This window comes from Variovorax brevis (assembly GCF_030317105.1).
In the GTDB taxonomy this organism is placed as follows: Bacteria; Pseudomonadota; Gammaproteobacteria; order Burkholderiales; family Burkholderiaceae_C; genus Variovorax; species Variovorax brevis.
Map to the genome: position 1 here is coordinate 404621 of NZ_JASZYG010000008.1, position 21895 is coordinate 426515.

Below are 21895 nucleotides of genomic sequence, written 5' to 3' on the forward strand. Positions count from 1 at the left end.
TTTGGTTCAAAGTTCAGGTCGGACCGGGTTCAACCCTTGGCATCCGCTTCGCACTTCTTCATGAAGCTGGTCTTGGCGGCACCGGCCAGGGCCTTGCCGTTCTTGTCGACAGCCTTTGACGCGCACGTGGGTGCCATGGCAGCCTTGGAGTCTTTCTCGCACTTCTTGACGAAGCTGTTTTTGGCGGCGCCGTTGAGTTTCTTGTCGGCGGCTTGCATGTCGCAACTTGCACCCGGGGCGGCCGCTGCGGGTGCAGCAGGCGCGGCTGGTTTGTCTTGCGCCTGCGCGGCACCGAAGGAGAGGCAAAGGCTCAGGGCGAACAGGGGGAGGAGCTTTTTCATGGTGTAGTTTCCTGTATGAAAGGTTTGTCACAAAAGCTGGCCCCGACCGGGGCTGTCCATCGTAACGGCGCAGCCCCGTCCCCGGATGACCGGCACACCCAGCGTTACAGGCGCCGGTAAAATCCCGCGATGCTATTGGTCAAACAAGAACTGCTCGCAACGCTCGCGAGTACGCTCGAAACTCTCTCTCCTGGCGCCGGTGCCAAGGCGGCTTTCGAATCGCCCAAGGTCGCCGCCCACGGCGACTATGCAAGCACGGCTGCCATGCAGCTTGCCAAGCCGTTGCAGCGCAAGCCGCGCGAACTTGCAGAGCAAATCAGCGCCGCGTTGATGGCCACGCCGGCCTACGCGCAGTGGGTCGATGCCATCGAAATCGCCGGTCCCGGCTTCCTCAACATCCGCTTGAAGCCCTCCGCCAAGCAGCAAGTCGTGCGCGAAGTGCTGGCCGCCGGCGACAAATTCGGCGTTCAAACCACCGGCCCCCAAGTGGGCGAGCGCGTGCTGGTCGAGTTCGTTTCAGCCAACCCCACGGGCCCGCTGCACGTGGGCCACGGCCGCCAAGCTGCGCTGGGCGATGCCATCTGCAACCTGCTCGCCACGCAGGGTGCCGACGTGTACCGCGAGTTCTATTACAACGACGCCGGCGTGCAGATCCAGACGCTGGCCAACAGCACGCAACTGCGCGCCAGGGGCCTGAAGCCGGGCGACGACGGCTGGCCCGAGCAGGCCTACAACGGCGACTACATCGGCGACATCGCGCAGGACTTCCTTGCGAAGAAGACCGTCAAGTCCGACGACCGCGAATACACCGCCAGCGGCGACGTGAACGACCTCGATTCGATCCGCCAGTTCGCCGTTGCCTACCTGCGTCACGAGCAGGACCTGGACCTGAAGGCCTTCCAGGTCAAGTTCGACAACTACTACCTCGAGTCGAGCCTGTACACGAGCGGCCGGGTCGAATCGACCGTCAATCGCCTCGTGGAAAACGGCAAGACCTACGAGCAGGACGGCGCGCTGTGGCTCAAGTCCACCGACTACGGCGACGACAAGGACCGCGTCATGCGCAAGCAGGACGGCACGTACACCTACTTCGTGCCCGACGTGGCCTATCACGTGGCCAAGTGGGAGCGTGGCTTTCACAAGGTCGTGAACATCCAGGGCACCGACCACCACGGCACCATCGCCCGTGTGCGTGCCGGCCTGCAGGCCGAAGGCGTCGGCATTCCGCAGGGCTACCCCGACTACGTGCTGCACACCATGGTGCGCGTGATGCGCGGCGGCGAGGAAGTGAAGATCAGCAAGCGCGCCGGCAGCTACGTCACCCTGCGCGACCTGATCGAATGGACCAGCACCGATGCGGTGCGCTTCTTCCTGCTCAGCCGCAAGCCCGACACCGAATACACCTTCGACATCGACCTGGCGCTGGCGCAGAACAACGACAACCCCGTGTATTACGTGCAGTACGCGCACGCCCGCATCTGCTCGGTGCTGGCGAACTGGGGCGGCGACGTGGCGGCATTGCGCGATGCGGACCTGTCGGCGCTCGACAGCCCGGCCGCGCAGTCGCTCATGCTCATGCTGGCCAAGTACCCGGCCATGCTCACCGGCGCGGCCGCCGACTTCGCGCCGCACGACGTCACCTTCTATTTGCGGGAACTGGCGGCCAGCTATCACAGCTACTACGATGCCGAACGCATCCTGGTGGATGACGAAGTCGTGAAGAAGGCCCGGCTGGCCCTTGTCGCCGCCACCGCGCAGGTGCTGCACAATGGCCTTGCGATTCTCGGCGTGAGTGCGCCGCGCAAGATGTGAACACGACAACCATGAAGACAAGACAACGCGGCAACACCATCATCGGCCTGATCATTGGCGTGGTGATCGGCCTGGGGGCTGCACTGGGCATTGCGGTGTACGTCACCAAGGTGCCGATTCCCTTCGTTTCCAAGACGCAACGTGCCGGCCCCGAGCAAGACGAGGCCGAGGCCCGCCGCAACCGCGACTGGGACCCCAATGGTCCGCTGGCGGGCAAGGCCGGGGCGGCCAAGGCGCCTCCCGCAGCCGCTGCTGCACCGGCGGCCACCACCGCGGCAGCGCCGGCCGTCACGCCAGCGACGCCCGCCACGACCGGGCCGGTGCCGGTCACGGTTGCCCCGAACGCCGCCAACACCACGAACGGCACGTCGACGACCACCGCCGCCGCGCGGCCCAAGGCGCCCGTGCCCGCCGTCGTCAACACGCCGCCGCCGTCGGACGATCCCATCGGCGACTTGGCGCGCTCGCGCACGGGCGGTGGCGCCTCGACCACCACCACGGCCGCGGCGCCTTCCGCCGCTCCGGGACCGGACCCGTTCATGTACTTCGTGCAGGCCGGCGCGTTCCGCAGCACGGAAGATGCAGAAGCCCAGCGCGCCAAGCTCTCGCTGATGGGCGTGGAAGCCAAGGTCACCGAGCGCGAGCAGGCCGGTCGCACCGTCTACCGGGTGCGCGCAGGCCCGTTCAACAAGAAGGACGACGCAGACAGGCTCAAGGATCGCCTGGACAGCGGCGGCCTCGAAGCTGCCCTCGTACGGGTTCAACGGTAGCCCCAAGGCGCCGCCCACCCGCGGGCGGGTACATTCAGGATCGTGCGGCGCGGAACTAAGCGTCGAATGTCAGTCTCTGTCAGCCGCACAGGAGAACCTATCAATGAAACGTCGTGATTTTTCGCTGGCCGCCACGTCCCTGGGAATGGGGCTGTTGCCATTTGTTGCCACGCCAGCCCAGGCGCAGGCGGCCGCCTTTAAGGCCGGAACGGATTTCGTCGCGCTCGGAAAGCCCGCGCCCGTGGATGCGCCGGCTGGCAAGGTCGAGGTCGTCGAATTCTTTTCTTACAACTGCCCGCACTGCGCCGACTTCGAACCGGCGCTGGAAGCGTGGGTCAAGAAGCTGCCGTCCCAAGTCGCGTTTCGCCGGGTTCCCGTGCCCTTCGTCGGCAACGACATCGAGACCAAGCAGCGCCTTTATTACACGCTCGAGGCCATGGGCAAGGTCGATGAGTTCCAGCTCAAGATCTTCCAAGCGATCCACAAGCAGCGCCAGCCGCTGTTCGGCGACGCTGCCGTGCTCGACTGGGCGACCAAGCAGCCCGGCCTGGACGGCCAGAAGTTCGCGGAAAACTTCAAGTCCTTCTCCGTCTCCAGCAAGGTCAAGCGGGCCGCGCAGCTCATGAACGCCTACCAGGTGAGCGGCGTTCCCGCTTTCGGCGTGGCCGGTCGCTGGTATGTGGACGGCGAATTGGCGCGCAGCATGGAGCGCGCCCTCCAGATCACCGACTACCTGGTGAGCGAAGCGCGCAAGGCTTGACTGCCAAATTGAGGTTGCGCAACAACAAGCCCGCATCTGCGGGCTTTTTCGTCTGGGCTTCGCCATTTGGCCCCTACAATCGTTGAGCAAGTTTCGTGCCTTTATGACCCGACGATCCGCCTACCCCCTGAACATCGACCGTTTGAGTCGTCCCGGCCGCGCCGTTCTGTGTGCGCTGGCACTGGCCGGCGCCGGCTTGGCGGCCCATGCCGAAAAGGCGGACCGCGCCAAGCCGATGAACATCGAGGCCGACTCGATGCGCTACGACGACCTGAAGCAGGCCAGCGTCTTCAACGGCAAGGTGGTGGTAACCAAGGGCACCATCGTGATCCGCGGAACACGCATCGACGTGCGGCAGGACCCGGAGGGCTATCAGTTCGGCGTGGTCACGGCCGAGCCCGGCAAGCTGGCTTATTTCAAGCAAAAGCGCGACGCGCCGGGCGACGAGTGGATCGAGGGCGAGGCCGACCGCATCGAATACGACAGCCGCGCGGACAACGTCAAGTTCATCGGCCACGCCGTCATGCGTCGCCTGCTGGGCGCGACCGTCAACGACGAAACCACGGGCCCGCTCATCGTGTACGACCAGAGCAACGACACCTTCAGCGTCAACGGTGCCCCGCCGGCGCCCGGTGCAGCCCCGGCCGGTGGCGGCCGCGTGAGGGCCATCATGACGCCGCGCCCGGCCGTTGGCGGCGCGCCTGCCGCCGCGCCCGCGGCCACGCCGGCACCCGGCAAGGGCCTGCGCCCCAGCACGACTTTGGGTGGAGAGGGCGCCAAGTGATCGAATCAGCTTCCGTCGTCAACGGCAACTCCGGCAGCCGCCTGGAAGCCCGGGGCCTGCAAAAGTCCTACGGCAGCCGCATGGTGGTCAAGGACGTGTCGCTGGGCGTGCAAAAGGGCGAAGTGGTCGGGCTGCTGGGGCCCAACGGCGCCGGCAAGACGACCTCGTTCTACATGATCGTGGGGCTGGTTCGGGCCGACGATGGCGAGATCACCATCGACGGCGAGCACATCGCCCACATGCCCATCCACCGCCGCGCGCGCATGGGCCTGAGCTATCTGCCGCAGGAAGCCTCCATCTTCCGCAAGCTGAACGTGGCCGACAACGTGCGCGCCGTGCTCGAGTTGCAACACGAAGTCGACGAGCATGGCCGCGCGGTGCCCTTGTCGAAGCAGCGCATGGACGAGCGGCTGGAAGAGCTGCTGGCCGACCTGCGGGTGGACCACCTGCGCGATTCACCGGCGCTGGCGCTGTCCGGCGGCGAGCGCCGGCGCGTGGAAATCGCACGCGCCCTGGCCACGCAGCCGCGCTTCATCCTGCTGGACGAGCCTTTCGCGGGGATCGACCCGATTGCGGTGATCGAGATCCAGCGGATCATCAGTTTTTTGAAAGAACGTGGAATTGGTGTGCTAATCACCGACCACAACGTGCGTGAAACGCTGGGCATCTGCGATCACGCTTACATCATCAGCGACGGGCACGTGCTGGCACAAGGCACGCCATCGGAGATCGTCGACAACGCCGATGTACGCAGGGTGTACCTCGGCGAGCATTTCCGTATGTAGGGGCACAGTTCGCGATGAAGCAAGGTCTCTCGCTGCGCGTATCGCAGCATCTCGCGCTGACACCGCAATTGCAGCAGTCGATCCGGCTGTTGCAGCTGTCGACGCTTGAACTGAGCCAGGAGGTCGAGCAGATGCTCGACGAAAACCCGTTCCTCGAACGCACGGCCGACGAAGCGCCGCGCGAGGAATTCGGGCTGGAGCGTGAAGACACGCAGATTGCACGCGACGTGCGCGACGAGGAATCGGCTGCCGTCTCGGTGATGAACGGCGCGGATGGCGTGAGCACCGTCGCCACGCAGGACGCCGACGTCACCACGGCCGACACGCCCAACGACGTGGTCGACCATGAGCCCGATTGGGAAGGCGACGGCACCGTCGACATCGCGCCGGACGACAGCGAATGGGGCAGCGACGCGCCCGCCCGCGCCAACAACCTGGGCGACGACAGCGAACGCGCCGACGCCACCGAACTGGCGCGCAGCCAGGAATCGCTGCAGGCCTTCCTGCACCGGCAGGCGCTGTCGCTGCGCCTGGGCGAAGTGGACCGCGCCGCGCTGCGCTTTTTGATCGAATCGCTGAACGACGACGGGTATCTCGAAGACTCGCTGCCGGCGCTGGCCTCCGGCTTGGCGGGCGACGACAACGACCAGTTCGACGACCTGGTGCATCGCTTCCAGATGGCGCTGGGCCTGCTGCAGAGCCTGGAGCCCGCGGGCGTCGGCGCGCGCGACCTGGGCGAGTGCCTTGCCATCCAGGTGCGTGCATTGCAAGGGCAGGACGACTCCGAAGCCATGGCCGAGGTCTATCGCACGGCGCTGGGCATCTGCAAGCAGCCGATGACGCTGCTGGCGCGGCGCGACTTCAAGCGCCTGGCCACGCTCACGCGCAGCAACGAAGAGACCGTGCGCACCGCGATGCAGCTCATCGCGCGTCTGGAGCCCAAGCCGGGTCGACGTTTCGTGGACGTGGAGCGCAACGTGATCGTGCCGGACGTCATCGTCACGCGCATGGGCCGGGGCACCAACGTCAAGTTCCGCGTGCAGCTCAACCCCGACGTGATGCCGCGCCTGCGCGTGCACGACATCTACGCCGGCGCGCTCAAAGCGCACAAGGGTGAAGGCAGCCAGGCGCTGTCGCAGCGGCTGCAGGAGGCGCGCTGGTTCATCAAGAACATCCAGCAGCGCTTTGACACCATCCTGCGCGTGTCCAACGCCATCGTGGACCGGCAGAAGAACTTCTTCGTGCACGGCGAGTTGGCCATGCGACCGCTGGTGCTGCGCGAAATCGCGGACGAGCTGGGGCTGCATGAATCGACCATCAGCCGCGTGACCACCGCCAAGTACATGGCGACGCCTTTCGGCACGGTGGAGCTCAAGTACTTCTTCGGCTCGGCATTGGGCACCGAGACCGGCGGCAACGCGTCGAGCACGGCGGTGCGCGCGCTCATCAAGCAGTTCGTGAGCTCGGAAGACCTGAGGAAGCCGCTGAGCGACAGCCAGCTGTCTGACATGCTGAAGGAGCAGGGCATTGAATGCGCGCGGCGCACGGTTGCGAAGTACCGCGAGGCGTTGCGCATCGCGCCGGCCAATCTGCGCAAGGCGCTCTAAGAGTTCTTGCTCGCTCGCCCTCCGGGGCCTTGCTCCTCGCGCTTCGGGTTTTGCTCCCTCGCCCCTCCGGGGAGAGGGTTGGGGTGAGGGGCATGGGCCGTGGATCGACCACGCGCTATCAACCGCCCGGTGCCCTCACCCCCGCCCTCTCCCGGAGGGAGAGGGAGCAAGAACGAAGAGATGCGGGTAAGCAGCGTCAGGAATTACCCCCGATATGGAAGCTTCGTGACAGTCCCCGCCACGCACGCTTCCTACATTAGCCTGTTCCCCATCCGTTCCCCAGGAAATCCTTCAGATGCAAGACAGCGCACTGGCCACCATCGGCCTTCCCTTGGCACTCGCCATCATCATGCTGGGGCTGGGCTTGCACCTGCGGGTGGAAGACTTCAAGCGCATCCTGGTCCAGCCCAAGGCGATCCTCGTGGGCCTGCTGTGCCAGGTGCTGCTGCTGCCGGCCCTGTGCTTCTTCCTCGTGAAGCTGCTTGGCCTGCCTCCCGAACTGGCCGTGGGCATGATGCTGCTGGCCGCATCGCCCGGCGGCATCACCGCGAACTTGTATTCGCACCTCTTCAAGGGCGACGTGGCGTTGAACATTTCGCTCACGGCCATCAACAGCGTGCTGGCCATCGTCAGCATTCCGCTGATCGTCAACTTCGCGCTGAGCAGCTTCATGGGCAGCCAGGCCTACATTCCGCTTCAGTTCCAGAAGACGCTGGAAGTCATCGGCCTGGTGCTGACGCCGGTCGCCATCGGCATGGTCATTCACGCGAAGTTTCCGCGCTTCTCGGCCCGCATGGACAAGCCGGTGAAGGTCGCTTCTTCGCTGATCCTGGCGCTGCTGATCGTTTCGATCCTCGTGCGCGAGCGGGCGATTCTCGCCAGCAGCCTGCAGACCGTCGGCACCGCCGCGCTCATCTTCAACCTTGCCAGCATGCTGGTGGGCTACTACGTCGGCAAGCTCACGCGCCTGACGGAAGGACAGAGCCGCGCCATCGCCTTCGAGATCGGCATCCACAACAGCACGCTGGCCATCTACCTCGCGCTGGCGGTGCTGAAGAACGGCGCCATGTCCATCGCGCCGGCCATCTACGGCCTGCTGATGTTTTTCACGGCGGCGGCCTTCGGCTGGTGGGTGTCGCGCCGGCCCGCCGATGCGCTGGTGACCTCGCAGCGTTGATCAGCAGGCGCGAGCGCCTCACCACTTGTTGCGCAACTCGCGCAGCTTGACGAACACCGTCTTCGCGTCCGGGTTCCCGGGCAGGTCCGGGAACTCCTTGCGAAGCACCGCGATGAGGCTCGGGCTCGACAGGCGCAGGAAGGTGTTGAAGAGTTTTTCCTCGCGCAGCGTCGTGACGCGCGACTGCGCCGGGTCGTGCTCCGTCACCTCGGGCAGCAGCGCCTTTGCCGCAGCGTTGTCGGGCTCGCGCGCCAGCGTGAAGCGCAGGTTGTTCTCGATGTAGTCGTGGCCGGGGTACACGCGCGTGTCCTCGGGCAATTTGGCCAACTGGTCGACGAAGGTGGTGTAGAGGTCGTTCACGTTGCCGCCGTTGTGCACGTTGCCCGCGCCGGCGTTGAACAGCGTGTCGCCCGAGAACAGGGCCGGCTGCTCGGTGTGCGAGCGCAGGCAGATGTGGCACATCGTGTGGCCGGGCGTGTCCATGCACTCGAGCTCCACCGTCTTGCCGACCTTGATGATGTCGCCCGCCTTCACACCGCGGTCCATGCCCTCGATGCGCGAGCCCGCCTTGTGGTGCCCGATCACCTTGGCCCCGGTCGCCGCGACGACGGCCGCGTTGCCGCCGGTGTGGTCATGGTGCTCGTGCGTGTTGAGGATCTGCGTGATCTCCCAGCCCTTCGCCTTCGCCGCCGCCAGGCACTTCTGATGGTCCAGCGGATCGATGGCCAGCGCCTCGCCGCTCTCGGGACACACGATCAGGTAGTTGTAGTTGCGGTAGGCGTTGCCTGTCCAGATGCGCTCGACGATCATGGGGTGCTCCAGTGTGTCGCGCAATGGTAGCGACGGCACGCCGCGCTTGCATGGAGAACGCTGGTCGCGCGTCAGTCGTGCGGCGCTTCCGGCCGGTCGAGAAACTCGCGGATGACTTCCGCCGACTCTTCGGCGCGCGTCACCAGGAACATGTGCCCGCAGTCGAACACGCGCAGCTCGCTGCGGGGAATCAGCAGCTGCATGATCTTGGCGTTGGACAGCGGAATGAGCGGATCGTCTTCGCCCGCCATGACCAGCGTGGGTTGCCGCAGGCGCGGCAGCCAGTGCACGCTGGTCCATCCCACGCCGGCGCCCAGCTGGTAGTAGTAGCCCAGCCGCGACGGCCACTTGACGTGCCTGAACACCTGGCGCCCCAGCTCGGGGTCCCTGCGGAAGTCGCCGCCGTAGATTTGCCCGGCGACTTGCATTGCGTCTTCGCGGGACATGTAGCGCCGCGGAATGGCCATCTTCAGCAGCACGTCGAAGCGCGCCGGCACCATGATCGTGCCCGTGGCCGTTGCCGCGAGAATCAGGCGCCTGCAGCGCGTGCTGTCGCTGTGCGCAAATTGCTGGGCCGCGGCGCCGCCCCACGAGGTGCCGAGCGCATCGCAGACCGGGTGCCCGTAGTGGTCCAGCACGCGGCAGGCCAGGCGCGCAATGTGCCGCATGCGGTAGGGCAGTGTCGGCAAGGCCGACTGGCCCACGCCCGGCACGTCGAAGACGATGACTTCACGCCCGCGCAGCGCCCGCGCAATCGGCGCCATCAGTTCGATGTTGCCGCCGATGCCGTTGAAGAGCAAAAGCGGAATGGCGGCATTGCCGTCCTTGCCCTTGCCCTTGCCCTTGCCATCGGCTGGCTTGCGTCCGACGCGAAGCTGGTTGCCGGCGATGGTCAGCAGCTCGATCTGGAACGGCATCTCCCCGTCGTCGGTGGGGGCCATGCGTTTTGACGTCATCACGCCATCAGCTCGAAGCAACGCAGTCGGCGCGGCCCATGGATATCGACGGTGCAGCGCTGCTGTGCTCCACCACCGTCGTCGCCGTTGGGGGCGATGGCGGCACCGACGCCAGTACGGCGCGCAATTCAGCCAGTTGCACGGGCTTGCGCAGCGCGAGCCAGCCGCGCTCGCGGGCCAGGGCGCTCGTGGCCTTGTCGATGTCGGCAGAGATCAGCGCGACGGTCAGGTCGGGCTTTTGCTGTTGCAGGCGCGCGGCCAGCGCCACGCCGTCCATGTTGCCCGGCAAGCGGATGTCGCACAGCGCGACGTCGATGTTTTGCAGGTTGGCGAGCGCCAGCGCTTCGGCCGCGCTGCCGTAGGCATGTGGCTGCGCATTCCATTGCTTCAGGATGGCCACGAGGCTGTCGGCCACCACGGCGTTGTCTTCCACCACCAGCACGGCCAGTCCCGGCCGCACCGACACGGTGTCGCGTTCGAGCGTCGACGCGAGCACCTTCGACAGGGCCGTCGGTGCCGAAACAACCGGAAGAGGCTGCGGCGCAGCAGCCATCTCGAAGGCAAAGACCGATCCTCGGCCCGGCGCCGAGCGCAGCGTGACCTGGACGCCAAGCCGCTGCGCCAGGCGCCGCACGATGGCCAGGCCCAGCCCATGTCCGCGCCGCAGGTTGCGCTCATCGTTGCCAACCTGTTCGAAGTCGCCGAACACGCGTTCCTGCGCTTCGGGCGCGATGCCGATGCCGTTGTCGCGCACTTCGACGCGCCAGCGTTCGCCGCGCTTGCGGCAGGCGAGCATCACCCGGCCCCGGGGCGTGAACTTGATGGCGTTGTCCACAAGGTTGGCCACCATCCGGCGAAGCGCCACGGGGTCGCTCCACACGATGGCGTCCATGGGACAGCGCACGCGCACGCGGTAGCCGCTGACCTGCCGCGCAAACTCGCCCAGCAGCGGCGCCAATGGCACGGCGCCCGGCGTGAGCGGGTCGGCGGCGGCCTCGATGCGGCCGATTTCGAGCAACTGGTTGGTGAGGCCTTCCAGTGCATCCTGCGCGCGCGCCAGCGAGGCGAGCGTGGCCTGCACCGTCTGCGTGCTGGCGCCTTCGTAGATCTGGCGTTGCAGCACCTCGGTCTGCAGCCCGATGGCCATCACCGGTTGCCGCAAGTCGTGGTTGGCGGCCGAGAAAAAGCGCAGGCGTTCTTCCTGAATCTGCTGCGCAGCGTGCAGGTTGGCCACGGCCGCCGCGTGCAGTTCGCTCTCGTTGTGCCGCTGGCCGATGCTTTCTTCCAGCTTGCGGGAGCGCTCGGCAACGAGCTTCCACACCATCACGAGCAGAGCCGAACCCAGCAGGGCGAGCCCGATCGTCGGCGGCGCGCCAAACAGCAGGCCCATGACGACGATCGGGGTCATCAGCACGGTGATGGCCAACTGCATCGCGCGCGAAAGGTAGGAAACGGAAAACGCCGAAGACAGCGTCATGCCCATCATCACCATGCCGAGCAACAGTTGCGCGACCGCGTCGTGCGGGTGGAACAGAAGCACGCCGGCCATGCCGTGCGCACCTTCGTGCACTGCAATTCGCAGCGTGTGTTCGCGCAGCGCCAGCGGCAGGTTGGCGGGCGTGAGCGGATCGGGCAACTGTTGCGGGAAAAAGCCGCGGTAGGCCGTCGTGACGGCGATGAGCGCCAGCCAGATGGCGGCCATCATCGGGGAGTATTGCCACGCAAAGAGGCAGGCCACGCCGCAGTCGAGCGCAAACTGGAAGGCCATCACGGTGCCGCCGGGCTGGGTGCTCAGCCGCAAGATCTCGCACTGGACAACGAAGTGGCCCGAATTTGTTACGGGATGTTGGCGGGATTGGGGGGCGGAATTGGAACGGAAACTCATCACCAGTACAACTATAGGCCACGCTGAACGGTTCCCTTGTCGCGGGGCATGCCAGGTGTGGTCCAGGCCCGACAATCGGGGGATGAGCCAGCTTCATTTGTTCCTGCCTTGCGCCGCCGGCGTCGAGGACCTGCTTGCACAGGAAGTGCACCGTCATACCGGTCTGGTGGGCGACGACCTCGTGGCCGCGCGCGGAGGGGTTTTTGTGCGCGGCTCGTGGCGCGACGCCATGAAGCTCAACCTGCACTGCCGATTGGCGCAGCGCGTGCTGGTGCAACTGTCGCACACGCCCTACCGCAGCGAGAACGACCTCTACCAGGCCGCCAGTGGCGTCGCGTGGGAAATCTGGTTCACGCCGAAGCAGACCTTCAAGATCGAGACCACCGCGCAGCACAGCCCGCTGCAGAGCCTGAATTTCGCGACGCTGCGCATCAAGGACGCGATTGCCGACCGCTTTCGCGCCAAGGCCGGCGGCGTACGCCCCAGCATCGAGACGACATGGCCCGACGTGCGCGTGTTCGCGCACCTCACGACCGACACTTGCACGCTGTATATCGACACCAGCGGCGAGCCCCTGTTCAAGCGCGGCTGGCGCACCGACAAGGGTGACGCGCCGCTCAAGGAAACATTGGCCGCGGCCATGCTCGCGGCCAGTGGATGGTGGAACCCGGAAAAGGGCGAGGTGTCGGAGTTGCCCCTGTACGACCCGTGCTGCGGCAGCGGCACCATCGCCATCGAGGCGGCGCAGATAGCGGCCGGCATGCCGGCGGGCGGCCAGCGGCGCTTCGGCTTTGAAAAGCTGCTGCCCTTCCAGTCGCATGTGTGGGCGGCGTTGCAGAACGAGGCGGCCAGTGTCTCCGCGCCCAAGGCCATCGAAGTGTTCGGCTCCGACGTGTCACACCGCATGGTCGACTTTGCAGAACGCAACGCCGAGCGTGCGGGTGTCGCGGATCGCGTGTCCTTGCGTGGCGGCGACGCCTTGCAGCGCATGCCGCCGGCCGAGCGCGGCGTGATCGTGCTCAACCCACCGTACGGCGAACGCATCGAAGTCGGCGGCGTGGCGCGCGCGGGTGCCCGCGAAGCGGCGCAGACGACGGAAGACGGCGGCGAGTTCTTCTCGCAGTTGGCCACGCATTGGAAGAAGAACTACGCGGGCTGGACGGCCTGGGTCCTGACGCCCGACCTCAAGCTGCCGCAGAAGATGCGCCTGAAGGAATCGCGGCGGGTGCCGATGTGGAATGGGCCGATCGAGTGCCGCTTGTTCCGCTTCGACATGGTCGCCGGTTCGGCACGCGCGCGACCATGACCCTGCTCGTTCTGGACACCAACGTCGCGCTCGACCTGCTGGTGTTCGACGATCCTTCCTGCATGAGCTTGCGGGCCGTGATCGACGCCGGCACCTTCGAGTGGATCGCCACGCAAGCGATGCGCGACGAACTGGTGCGGGTGCTCGGCTATCCCTTGATCGTGCCTCGCCTCGAACGCGGCGGGCGCGACGCAGCGCAGGTGCTGGCTGCGTTCGACGCGCGAGTGCGGCTGGTCGACACGCCCGCCACCGCGTCGCTTCCTTGCGAAGACGCGGACGACCAGATGTTCGTCGACCTCGCCGTGGCGCATCGTGCGCAACTGATCAGCAAGGATCGGGCGGTGCTGGTCATGCAGAAGCGTCTTGCGCTCCTGGGTGTGACCGTCGTGCCCGCATTCGATGCCACGGCCTGAGGGGCGCGAGCGCGCGGGCGGGCTGCCAACGCAGCGTTTTGTCGCGGCCCACAACATCTGGCGCCTTCCATCGGCGTTTCATCGAATAGGGCTGGAGAGGCGGTTTCCTGGAGCCGACGATGCGCCTCATCGCGCTTCGGGAGACCCCTCATGAAACTGATTGCCCTTCTCGGCACCCTGCTGATCGCGGCCTGCCTCGCCTGCATCGGCGCGGCCATCGCCTGGGGTGGACCCGGCACGCCGCCCGCGATGGGCAGCATCAACGACCCGTTCAAGACCGTCGACTGGTCCGGCATGCCGCCCATCTGGCGCTACACGGCGCGCGATGGCGCGGCGCTGGCCTATCGCGTCTACCGTCCGGCCGCAGAGGCCGGGGGAAGTGTGGTGCTCGTTCACGGATCGTCGGCGCGCGGCAGCAGCATGCACGTCATGGCCAAGGCCTTCGCCGCTGCCGGCTTTGCGGCCTACACGCTGGACATGCGCGGCCACGGCGATTCCGGCGCCAAAGGGCAGATCGCGTACGTCGGCCAGCTGGAAGACGATGTCGAAGACTTCGTGAAGGCGGTCCGCCCCGCGTCACCCTCAACGCTCGCCGGCTTCTCGGCTGGCGGCGGGTTCGCCTTGCGCTTTGCGGCGAGCGACAGGCAGGCGCTCTTTGCCAACTATCTGCTGCTGGCGCCCTTCCTCGGGCAGGACGCGCCCAACTACCGGCCGGGCAGCGGCGGCTGGGTCAGCGTGGGTGTGCCGCGTGCGATGGCGATCCTGTCGCTCAATGCCGTTGGCATTCACGCTTTCGACAAGCTGCCCATCACGCGCTTTGCACTCAACGACGAAGCCAAGGTCATGCTGACGCCGGAATACGGTTTCGCGCTCGCACAGAACTTCCGGCCTGAGCGGGACTACCGCGCCAGCATTCGCGCCGTGCGGCAGCCGATGCGCGTCGTGGCAGGGCTGGACGATGAGGCCTTCTACAGTGACCGGCTGGCTGGCATCTTCCACGCCGCGGAAAAGGACGTTCCCGTGACGCTGGTCGCCGGCGTGGGGCACATCCCGCTGACGCTCGATGCGGCGCCGATTGCGGCAGCGGTGGATGCCGTCAAGCGAATGACCGGGGAGGCCTTGCAATGACCGCGAACACCCAGGAACTGGTGATCTACACCTTCACGCAGGCCCCGTGGTTTGTTCGCGCGCATCTTGCAGTCGCGGTTGCGGCGCTGGTACTTGGAATGCTTGTGCTGTTGCGACGCAAGGGAACGGTATCTCACAAGCTCATCGGCTGGTCCTGGGTCGTGCTCATGCTCAGCGCATCCATCACCTCGCTGTTGATCCAGGCACGGGGACGGTTCAGCGCCATCCATGTCCTGAGCGTGGCCGTGCTCATCTTCCTGCCGCTGGGCGTCATGTTCATCCGCAAGCGCAATGTTCGCGGCCACAAGATCACCATGGTCGCCACGTTTGCCGGACTTGGAATTGCGGGAGCTTTCACGCTCCTGCCCTATCGCATGCTGGGCCAGCTGGCCTTCGGTTCGCAGTAGGGCTTGCGTGGACAGCAACGGAATCGTTGCGCCCCACCAACCCAATCGTCTTTATCATGCGTGCCAACATGGTCGCTTGAACGGAGGTTGCCGTGACCCGAATCGCCATCGGTGTCGACATCGGCACCACCAGCACCAAGGCCGTGGCCTTCACGACAGTGGGTGCTGTGCTCGCACATCACGCAGTCGACTATCCCATCTTGCGGCCCGAGCCCGCAGCAGCCGAGCAAGATCCTGAGCAGATCTACCAAGCGGTGCTCGCTGTCATCGCGTCGTGCGTGGCGCAATGCAGCGCCAAGGCGGATGACGTGCTGTGCGTCAGCTTCAGCGCCGCGATGCACAGCGTGATCCTGGTGGATGCAAAGGGCACGCCGATCACCCGCAGCATCACCTGGGCCGACAACCGCGCCGCCGCCTGGGCCGAGCGCATCAAGACGGAGTTCAACGGCGATGCGATCTACCGGCGCACGGGCACGCCGATCCATCCCATGTCGCCGCTCGCCAAGCTCGTGTGGCTGCGCCACGACCGGCCCGAGCTGTTTGCGAAGGCCGACCGCTTTGTCGGCATCAAGGAATACGTCTTCCACCGCCTGTTCGGGCATTGGCTCATCGACCATTCCATCGCGTCGGCCACGGGCCTGTTCAACCTCGAGGCGCTCGACTGGGACGCCGAGGCGCTGGCGCTGGCCGGTGTGCGCGCGGAGCAGCTGTCCCGGCCCGCGCCGACGACCGAGCACCTGGCGGGCCTCAACACCGGGACCGCCGAAAAACTGGGCCTGTCGGCGCACACGCCCTTCGTGCTGGGCGCCAACGACGGCGTGCTCTCCAACCTCGGCGTGAACGCGGTTTCGCCCGGCGAGGTGGCGGTCACCATCGGCACGAGCGGAGCCATGCGCACCGTGGTCGACCGCCCGATGACCGACCCGGCCGGCCGCACCTTCTGCTACGCGCTGACCGGGCGGCAATGGGTCGTCGGCGGACCGGTGAACAACGGCGGCATCATCCTGCGCTGGGTGCGCGACGAGTTCGCCTCCGCCGAGGCCGAGACCGCCAAGCGCCTTGGCATCGACACCTATGAAGTGCTCACGCGCATCGCCGAGCGGGTCTCGGCCGGCGCGGAAGGGCTGCTCTTTCATCCCTGGCTGGCGGGCGAGCGCGCGCCGTACTGGAACGCCAACCTGCGCGGCTCCTTCTTCGGGCTGGGCATGCACCACCGCAAGGAGCACATGATCCGCGCGGTGCTGGAAGGCGTGATCTTCAACCTCTACAGCATCCTGCCGGCGGTCGAATCCATCGTCGGCACCAGCACGACCATCAAGGCCACAGGCGGCTTCGCGCGCTCGGGTCTGTGGCGCCAGATGATGGCCGACGTGTTCGACCGCGAAGTGGTGGTGCCCGAAAGCTTCGAAAGCTCCTGCCTGGGCGCGGCCGTGCTGGGCCTGTATGCGCTGGGCCATGTCGATTCGCTGGGCGTCGTGGCCGGCATGGTCGGCTCCACGCACCGCCACACACCCAATGCCCGCAACGCCGCGCTCTACAAGCGGCTGCTGCCCATCTATCTTTCATTGCCTGAAAAGCTGTCGCAGGAATACCGCGCCATCGCGCAGTTCCAGCAGGACACGGCCGCGCCGGACACACGCACGGCAAGCTGAAAAAAAAGCGCCCTCAGGACTTCCTGTAGGGCTTGTGCACTTCGTCGGGCTTGGTGACCTGGTCGCGGTCCAGGTCGACCAGCGGGTCGGGCGCCGTCAGCATGCGCAGCGCCTCGAGCTCGTTGAGTTGCTGGTCGCCGGCGACGAAGCGGATCTCGATGCTTCCCACCTGGATGGCGTCGCCATGCGCCAGCGCCTGCTTGTCGACCAGGTGGCCGTTGACGAAGGTGCCGTTCGTGCTGTGGAGGTCCGTGATGTGGACCAGCGCGTTGTCGACCGTGATGACCGCATGCGAACGGCTGGCGCGCAGGGAATCGATGACGATGTCGTTGTGAGGCCCCCGCCCGACGGTGTTCGTCTGCGGCTTCAGCTGGATCTGCCGGGCGTGGCCTGTCGCGTCCATCATGATCAGTTTCGGCATCAAGGGTCCTTGCGCGAATGGGCGCCCATTCTCCGCCGAACCTGTCGCGGCCAAAAGCCCCGCCTGCGCCCAAGCCGCACTAGAAGCGCGTCGGCGCCACAAAGGTCTTGCCGTTCAGGCTGTACCAGCGCGCGAGCAGGCGGGCGGCGGCGCGCACGCGCTGTGTGTCGCGGCCCCAGCGCCGGCTTTTCGGCAGGTGGCACAGCCAGCGCATGCGGCGGGCGGCCACGGCGAGCCGTTCGCGCACCACGTCGCTCGCGTCGGCCAGCACCGCGTGCCAATGGCCGCCGGCGGCATGCGGCGCCGCAGCATGCACCAGCGCGGCCGTGGAATGCAGGTAGCTGAGCCAGTCGCGCACCTGGCATTCGGCCAAGCCCAGGGTTTCGCCCGGGTCGTCCTCGAAGTCGATGTAGCCGATCACGCCGTCCGGACATTGCACCAGGTTGCGGTCGAAGGCCTGGCTCAGGTAGGCGTCGTGCGCGTGCACATGCGCAATGGCGTCCAGCCCTTCGCGCCACACCGCGAGCAGTGCGGCCGGTCCGGCGGCGGCGGCCTGGTCGAGCCGCTCCTGCAGCACCACCGGCGCGCGGCCGCTCTCGCCCAGGTCGGAGATGAGCAGCCCGTCCGCCTGCTGCGCCAGCACGGTCGGCACGCGCAGGCCGGCGGCGCCCAGCTGCCTGAGCCGGCGCGCCTCGATCTCGATGGCCGCCTCGCCACCCGGGTTGGGCACGGGCCTCAGCACGTCGAGGCGGAACAGGCCGGCCACCAGCGCCAGCAGGTGGTAGCGCGCCTTGCCGTGGCGCGGTCCGGCCTTTTTCAGCCAGACGCGCTCGGCGCCAAAGCGGTGGCTCGACACGGCCTTGGCCTGCTGCGGCAAGGTGACCTGCAGGAAGCTGGCGTAGTCCATGCCGGCGGACGTTGACGATTCGGCGGTGGCCAGGGGCGCCGGCGCCGATGCAATGCCTTTGCGCGACTGCACGCGCGTCGTTCCACCATTGCCTCGTTTCAGGGGTGTCATGCGGCGAGTGGAAGCGGTTGAAAGCGGAAGGCCCTGCTGGCCAGCGGCCCATGCAGGCGGACCAAGGTGCGAAATGCGTTGTTGCGCGAAGCTGCAACAAAACGTTCTTTGGCGGGTCGGCCGCCTGCGTCGCGGCAAGCCGGATGGCCGGAGCCGGCCACGCACAACGCCAAGGCGGTGTAACGCGCGGGAACAGGTAAAAGGGATGGAGTGGTCACGGTATGGAGCGGCGCACTGCTGCATCATAGAGGGCTCTTTTTTGCACGCCATGACAACCACTCCCGCCCCCACCCCCGACGCCGCTGGCGCAGCCCTCGGCCCCGATGACTTTGACGCGCTCGACGCCGAACTCGACGCGATGCGCGAGCACGACGAGGAAGTCCCGCAGTGGGAGTTCTGCGAAGGCTTCATGGCCGCGCTGATCTGCTGCCGGCGCGAGATCCTGCCCGCCGAATACTGGCCGGTGCTCTTTGGCGAATTCAAGCCGGCGCAGCACATGGAATTCGTCTGGCGCTGGAAGCGCCGATGGACCGAGATCGAAGACGGCCTGGACGCCGACGTGCAGTCGCTGGACGACGAGCGCACCTACCAGCCCGAAGTGCTCGACACCCGCGGCGCCATCGCCTCGCTGCCGCAGGAAGAGCAGGACGCCATGGCCGGCGAAGCCATTCCTTCCTTCGCGCAGGTGTGGGCCATCGGCTTCATGTACGCGGTGGAGAACTGGCCCGAGGACTGGGCGCAGCCCCGCGACCGGGAAGCCGCGGAGATGCTCGACGGCGCGCTCGACGCCATCGTCACCCTGACCGAGGACGACACCGGCAAGCCCGAGCTGTCGATGTACGAAGAAAACGGCCCACCCACCGTGAGCCAGAAGCGCATCGACGACTTTGGCGCCGCCATCTGGGCGGTGTACGACCTGCGCCAGTTGTGGAAGAGCATGGGTCCGCGCGTGGAAACCGTGCGCAAGGAACCCACGCCGGGCCGCAACGACCCCTGCCCCTGCGGCAGCGGCAAGAAGTACAAGAAGTGCCACGGAGCGACTTGAAATTTTTTTGAGCGCCGTGTCGATTTCGCGCGAGCCCGTTCGACGTAGGGGTGGAGCGTGAGAAAAATGGCGCCCGTGGTGGCGCCGGCACGCATCCCATTTCTTGTTCAGTCAATCCATCACAAGGAGTTTTCCATGCGTTTCATGATGTTGATGATCCCCAAGGGCTACGAGAGCGCCACCCCCGGCACCATGCCCAGCGCCGATGCCGTCGCGGCCATGATGAAGTACAACGAGTCGCTGCAAAAAGCCGGCGTCCTGCTGGCACTGGACGGCCTGCATCCACCGTCGATGGGCGCACGCGTCACCTTCGAAGGCGGCAAGCCCAAGGTGACCGATGGCCCCTTCAGCGAAGCCAAGGAGGTGCTGGGCGGCTACTGGATGATCCAGGTCAAGTCGCGCGAAGAAGCCATCGAATGGGCCTCGCGCTGCCCGGGCGGCGAAAACGAAATGATCGAAGTGCGCCAGGTGCAGGAGATGGCGGATTTCCCGCCCGATGTGCAGGAAGCCGCGGCGGGGTTCACCGAGATGCAGAAGAAGGCCGGCGGCTGATCCCGCCGGGAAGGCGCACAGCAGGTGGTGCGCCTTCCGCTCAGATCTTGAAGGCGCGCTGGATGTCCTCTCGCACCAGGTCCTTGTACTCGGGGTGCTTGCGGATGTAGCCCGCGATGAACTGGCACACCGGGATCACGTGCTTGCCTTGCGCGCGCGCCTCATCGAGCACGTGGCGCGCAATCGCCGACCCCACGCCTTGGCCTTCGAACTCCGGCATCACCTCGGTGTGCGTGAACATGATGGCTTCGCTCAGCAAGTTGTACTCGGCGATGGCGGCGGTTTTGCCGCCCTTGGAGGCCTCGTAGCGATGGGCGTCCGCGTTGTTGGTGATGACGAGCGCCGGGCCGGTGGATTCGGTCATTGGGGAAAGTTCCTGATCATGGTTGCAAGGGTCTGGAGCGCGTAGCGTACGGTGGCGGCGCGAATGGCCGAGCGGTCGCCGTCGAAGCGCCGCCGCTCGCTGCGCACCTGGCCGTTGACGTACCAGCCGAACCATACGGTGCCCACCGGCTTTTCTGCGGTGCCGCCCGTGGGCCCGGCCACGCCGGTGACACCGAGCGCCACCAGCGCACGCGAGTTCGCCACGGCGCCCTGCACCATCGCGCGTGCCACCGGCTCGCTCACGGCGCCGTGCTCGGCGATGAGCGCCGGGTCGATGCCGAGCATCTCCGTCTTGGCGTCATTCGAATAGGTCACGAAGCCCCGTTCGAACCATTCGCTGGAGCCGGAGATTTCGGTGCACGCGCCCGCGATCAATCCGCCGGTGCAGCTCTCTGCCGAGGCGAGCATCCATTTTTTCTCGCGCAGCAGGTCGGCCAGCAAGGCGACCAGTTCGGGGGTTTGCATGTCGGCGACAGCTTGCATGTCATTCATTCATTTGATTTTGCGAAAGCGAGGTCGATTCACCACCACCACGCGCGCCAAAGCGCGATCACCAGCACCGTGCAAAACGCAGCGACCAGATCGTCGAAGAGGATGCCGAAGCCGGCGGCGCTCCAGCGCATGGTGTCGGGCGTTGCCCCGCGTTGCTTGAACAGCCCGTCCGCCCAGCGCACGGGGCCGGGCTTGGCCGCATCGAAATAGCGAAAGAGCGCAAAGGCGACGATCTGTGCCAGCAAGCTCGCCGGCGTCACGAGCCACAGGATGATCCAGAAGGCGACGACTTCGTCCCACACGATGCTGCCGGGGTCGGCGACACGCATGTTGCGCGCCGCGACGGTGCAGGCCCACCAGCCGATGGGAAGCGAGGCCAGGATGATCCAGCCGATGGTCGCCGCAGAGAACCAGCGCTGCATGACCAGGAAAGCCACCCAGGCCCACAGCGTGCCCACGGTGCCCGGCGCGAAGGGCGACAGGCCGGAGCCCCAGCCGAGCGCGATGAAGTGGGCGGGGTGCGAAAGCAGGAAGCGCACCGTCGGCCGCACGGGAGCGAGCGGCGAGGGCGGCTGGGACGGAGCGGAGGCGGCGGACATCGGCGGCTATGGTGTTCATTCACGCGACCCCGAGGCCGGCGTGCGCCGATGGTAGCGGCCTATTGAGGCCGCCGCTGGCGAGGGAGACTCTGGTCCAGCCCGCCGCGCACGATCAGTTTCGCTCCATGCGCGCGCGCACCTGCAATTCCTGCTCGCGCAGCTCGGGGGTCAACTCGGGCCCGAAGTCTTCCAGTTCATAGACCTGCCGGATTTCGATCTCCGATTCGCCTTCGAAGGGATTGGGGCACTTCCTGACCCATTCGATGGCTTCCTCGCGCGACTTGACCTGGAAGATCCAGTAGCCGGCGATCAACTCCTTGGCCTCGGCGAATGGACCGTCGACGACGGTGCGTCGCGTGCCCGAGAATTTCACGCGTGCGCCTTTGGAACTCGGGTGCAGGCCTTCGGCCGAAACCAGCACCCCGGCATTGGCGAGTTCCTCGTTGTACTTGCCCATCGCCGCAAGGATTTTTTCATCCGGCGGCGCGCCCGCTTCGCTTTGATCGGTGGCTTTCACAATGACCATGAATCGCATCGTCTGACTCCTGAAGGTTGAGGGTGGTTGAGACCGCGATTTCCGCGGTCTCTGGATGCACGTCGAATGGGGCGGGAGGGGGTCGACAAGTGTCGGGCGTTTATTTTCTTGTTTGTGTTTTGGGTGTTCGAGATGTTCGAGGTGTTGGGGCGGCGTCGGCGGGCGGTATGCCTGTGGTCGGCTGACGCCTGCGGTCCTTCGGACTTCGCTGCTGGTACTCACGACAGGCGGGGTCCGCAGAACTCGGTCCACTGCG

24 protein-coding genes are annotated in these 21895 nt (G+C 66.3%); 14 read left to right on the plus strand and 10 right to left on the minus strand.

The window, feature by feature from the left end:
* Positions 1–29: 29 nt before the first annotated feature.
* Positions 30–341: a hypothetical protein gene (locus QTI66_RS25685; RefSeq protein ID WP_286562909.1), complete on the minus strand. Its 312-nt coding sequence runs from the start codon at positions 339–341 to the stop codon at positions 30–32.
* A 129-nt stretch (positions 342–470) separates the two neighbouring features.
* Here QTI66_RS25685 and argS point away from each other — a divergent pair, with 129 nt between their 5' ends.
* The 7 genes from argS (at position 471) to QTI66_RS25720 (ending at position 8036) form a co-directional block, all read left to right on the plus strand.
* Positions 471–2153, plus strand: a complete 1683-nt coding sequence (gene argS, locus QTI66_RS25690) for an arginine--tRNA ligase (protein ID WP_286562910.1) — start codon at positions 471–473, stop codon at positions 2151–2153.
* A gap of 11 nt (positions 2154–2164) precedes the next feature.
* On the plus strand, positions 2165–2923 hold the full coding sequence (locus tag QTI66_RS25695; RefSeq protein ID WP_286562911.1) for an SPOR domain-containing protein: 759 nt from the start codon (positions 2165–2167) through the stop codon (positions 2921–2923).
* Between the two features lie 103 nt (positions 2924–3026).
* Positions 3027–3683 (plus strand): thiol:disulfide interchange protein DsbA/DsbL, encoded by a 657-nt coding sequence (locus QTI66_RS25700; RefSeq protein ID WP_286562912.1) that lies wholly within the window; start codon positions 3027–3029, stop codon positions 3681–3683.
* A gap of 103 nt (positions 3684–3786) precedes the next feature.
* Positions 3787–4467 carry a lipopolysaccharide transport periplasmic protein LptA gene (gene lptA / locus QTI66_RS25705; RefSeq protein ID WP_286562914.1) on the plus strand — a complete coding sequence of 227 codons (681 nt, stop codon included), beginning with the start codon at positions 3787–3789 and terminating at the stop codon, positions 4465–4467.
* The gene (lptB, locus tag QTI66_RS25710; RefSeq protein WP_286562916.1) at positions 4464–5252 is read left to right on the plus strand and encodes an LPS export ABC transporter ATP-binding protein; all 789 of its coding nucleotides are present in this window, start codon (positions 4464–4466) and stop codon (positions 5250–5252) included. The genes lptA and lptB overlap by 4 nt, the downstream gene beginning before the upstream one ends.
* 14 nt (positions 5253–5266) lie before the next feature.
* Positions 5267–6859, plus strand: coding sequence for an RNA polymerase factor sigma-54 (gene rpoN / locus QTI66_RS25715; RefSeq protein ID WP_286562918.1), 1593 nt, complete (start codon positions 5267–5269; stop codon positions 6857–6859).
* A 295-nt stretch (positions 6860–7154) separates the two neighbouring features.
* On the plus strand, positions 7155–8036 hold the full coding sequence (locus QTI66_RS25720) for a bile acid:sodium symporter family protein (protein ID WP_286562919.1): 882 nt from the start codon (positions 7155–7157) through the stop codon (positions 8034–8036).
* 18 nt (positions 8037–8054) lie between these two features.
* On the opposite strand, the gene QTI66_RS25725 is transcribed toward QTI66_RS25720, so the two are convergent.
* From QTI66_RS25725 to QTI66_RS25735, 3 genes are all read right to left on the minus strand, one after another.
* Positions 8055–8846 carry a hydroxyacylglutathione hydrolase gene (locus tag QTI66_RS25725; protein ID WP_286562921.1) on the minus strand — a complete coding sequence of 264 codons (792 nt, stop codon included), beginning with the start codon at positions 8844–8846 and terminating at the stop codon, positions 8055–8057.
* Between the two features lie 71 nt (positions 8847–8917).
* Entirely contained in the window at positions 8918–9787 is an 870-nt protein-coding gene (phaZ, locus tag QTI66_RS25730) for a poly(3-hydroxyalkanoate) depolymerase (protein WP_286562922.1), read from the minus strand.
* 22 nt (positions 9788–9809) lie between these two features.
* Entirely contained in the window at positions 9810–11603 is a 1794-nt protein-coding gene (locus QTI66_RS25735) for an ATP-binding response regulator (protein WP_286562924.1), read from the minus strand.
* A 166-nt stretch (positions 11604–11769) separates the two neighbouring features.
* On the opposite strand from QTI66_RS25735, the gene QTI66_RS25740 reads away from it, so the two are divergent.
* The 5 genes from QTI66_RS25740 (at position 11770) to gntK (ending at position 16593) form a co-directional block, all read left to right on the plus strand.
* Positions 11770–12993: a THUMP domain-containing class I SAM-dependent RNA methyltransferase gene (locus QTI66_RS25740; RefSeq protein ID WP_286562926.1), complete on the plus strand. Its 1224-nt coding sequence runs from the start codon at positions 11770–11772 to the stop codon at positions 12991–12993.
* On the plus strand, positions 12990–13406 hold the full coding sequence (locus QTI66_RS25745; RefSeq protein ID WP_286562928.1) for a PIN domain-containing protein: 417 nt from the start codon (positions 12990–12992) through the stop codon (positions 13404–13406). The genes QTI66_RS25740 and QTI66_RS25745 overlap by 4 nt, the downstream gene beginning before the upstream one ends.
* Before the next feature lie 150 nt (positions 13407–13556).
* Positions 13557–14534: an alpha/beta hydrolase gene (locus QTI66_RS25750; protein WP_286562929.1), complete on the plus strand. Its 978-nt coding sequence runs from the start codon at positions 13557–13559 to the stop codon at positions 14532–14534.
* Positions 14531–14941 carry a DUF2306 domain-containing protein gene (locus QTI66_RS25755; RefSeq protein ID WP_286562930.1) on the plus strand — a complete coding sequence of 137 codons (411 nt, stop codon included), beginning with the start codon at positions 14531–14533 and terminating at the stop codon, positions 14939–14941. Before QTI66_RS25750 ends, QTI66_RS25755 begins: the two co-directional genes overlap by 4 nt.
* Positions 14942–15033: 92 nt before the next feature.
* Positions 15034–16593, plus strand: a complete 1560-nt coding sequence (gene gntK / locus QTI66_RS25760; RefSeq protein ID WP_286562931.1) for a gluconokinase — start codon at positions 15034–15036, stop codon at positions 16591–16593.
* Positions 16594–16606: 13 nt separating this feature from the next.
* Here gntK and QTI66_RS25765 read toward each other — a convergent pair whose 3' ends face one another.
* Positions 16607–17014: an FHA domain-containing protein gene (locus tag QTI66_RS25765; protein ID WP_286562932.1), complete on the minus strand. Its 408-nt coding sequence runs from the start codon at positions 17012–17014 to the stop codon at positions 16607–16609.
* Between the two features lie 79 nt (positions 17015–17093).
* On the minus strand, positions 17094–18032 hold the full coding sequence (locus QTI66_RS25770; protein WP_286562933.1) for a BUD32 family EKC/KEOPS complex subunit: 939 nt from the start codon (positions 18030–18032) through the stop codon (positions 17094–17096).
* Between the two features lie 268 nt (positions 18033–18300).
* Here QTI66_RS25770 and QTI66_RS25775 point away from each other — a divergent pair, with 268 nt between their 5' ends.
* Both QTI66_RS25775 and QTI66_RS25780 read left to right on the plus strand, forming a co-directional pair.
* On the plus strand, positions 18301–19077 hold the full coding sequence (locus QTI66_RS25775) for a UPF0149 family protein (protein ID WP_286562935.1): 777 nt from the start codon (positions 18301–18303) through the stop codon (positions 19075–19077).
* 135 nt (positions 19078–19212) lie between these two features.
* Positions 19213–19629: a YciI family protein gene (locus QTI66_RS25780; RefSeq protein ID WP_286562937.1), complete on the plus strand. Its 417-nt coding sequence runs from the start codon at positions 19213–19215 to the stop codon at positions 19627–19629.
* A gap of 40 nt (positions 19630–19669) precedes the next feature.
* Here QTI66_RS25780 and QTI66_RS25785 read toward each other — a convergent pair whose 3' ends face one another.
* The 4 genes from QTI66_RS25785 to QTI66_RS25800 form a co-directional block, all read right to left on the minus strand.
* Positions 19670–19993: a GNAT family N-acetyltransferase gene (locus tag QTI66_RS25785; RefSeq protein ID WP_286562938.1), complete on the minus strand. Its 324-nt coding sequence runs from the start codon at positions 19991–19993 to the stop codon at positions 19670–19672.
* The gene (locus QTI66_RS25790) at positions 19990–20496 is read right to left on the minus strand and encodes a CinA family protein (RefSeq protein ID WP_444815047.1); all 507 of its coding nucleotides are present in this window, start codon (positions 20494–20496) and stop codon (positions 19990–19992) included. Before QTI66_RS25790 ends, QTI66_RS25785 begins: the two co-directional genes overlap by 4 nt.
* A 38-nt stretch (positions 20497–20534) precedes the next feature.
* Positions 20535–21104, minus strand: coding sequence for a phosphatidylglycerophosphatase A family protein (locus QTI66_RS25795; RefSeq protein ID WP_286562940.1), 570 nt, complete (start codon positions 21102–21104; stop codon positions 20535–20537).
* A 112-nt stretch (positions 21105–21216) separates the two neighbouring features.
* On the minus strand, positions 21217–21639 hold the full coding sequence (locus tag QTI66_RS25800) for a YciI family protein (protein WP_286562941.1): 423 nt from the start codon (positions 21637–21639) through the stop codon (positions 21217–21219).
* Positions 21640–21895 lie beyond the last annotated feature (256 nt).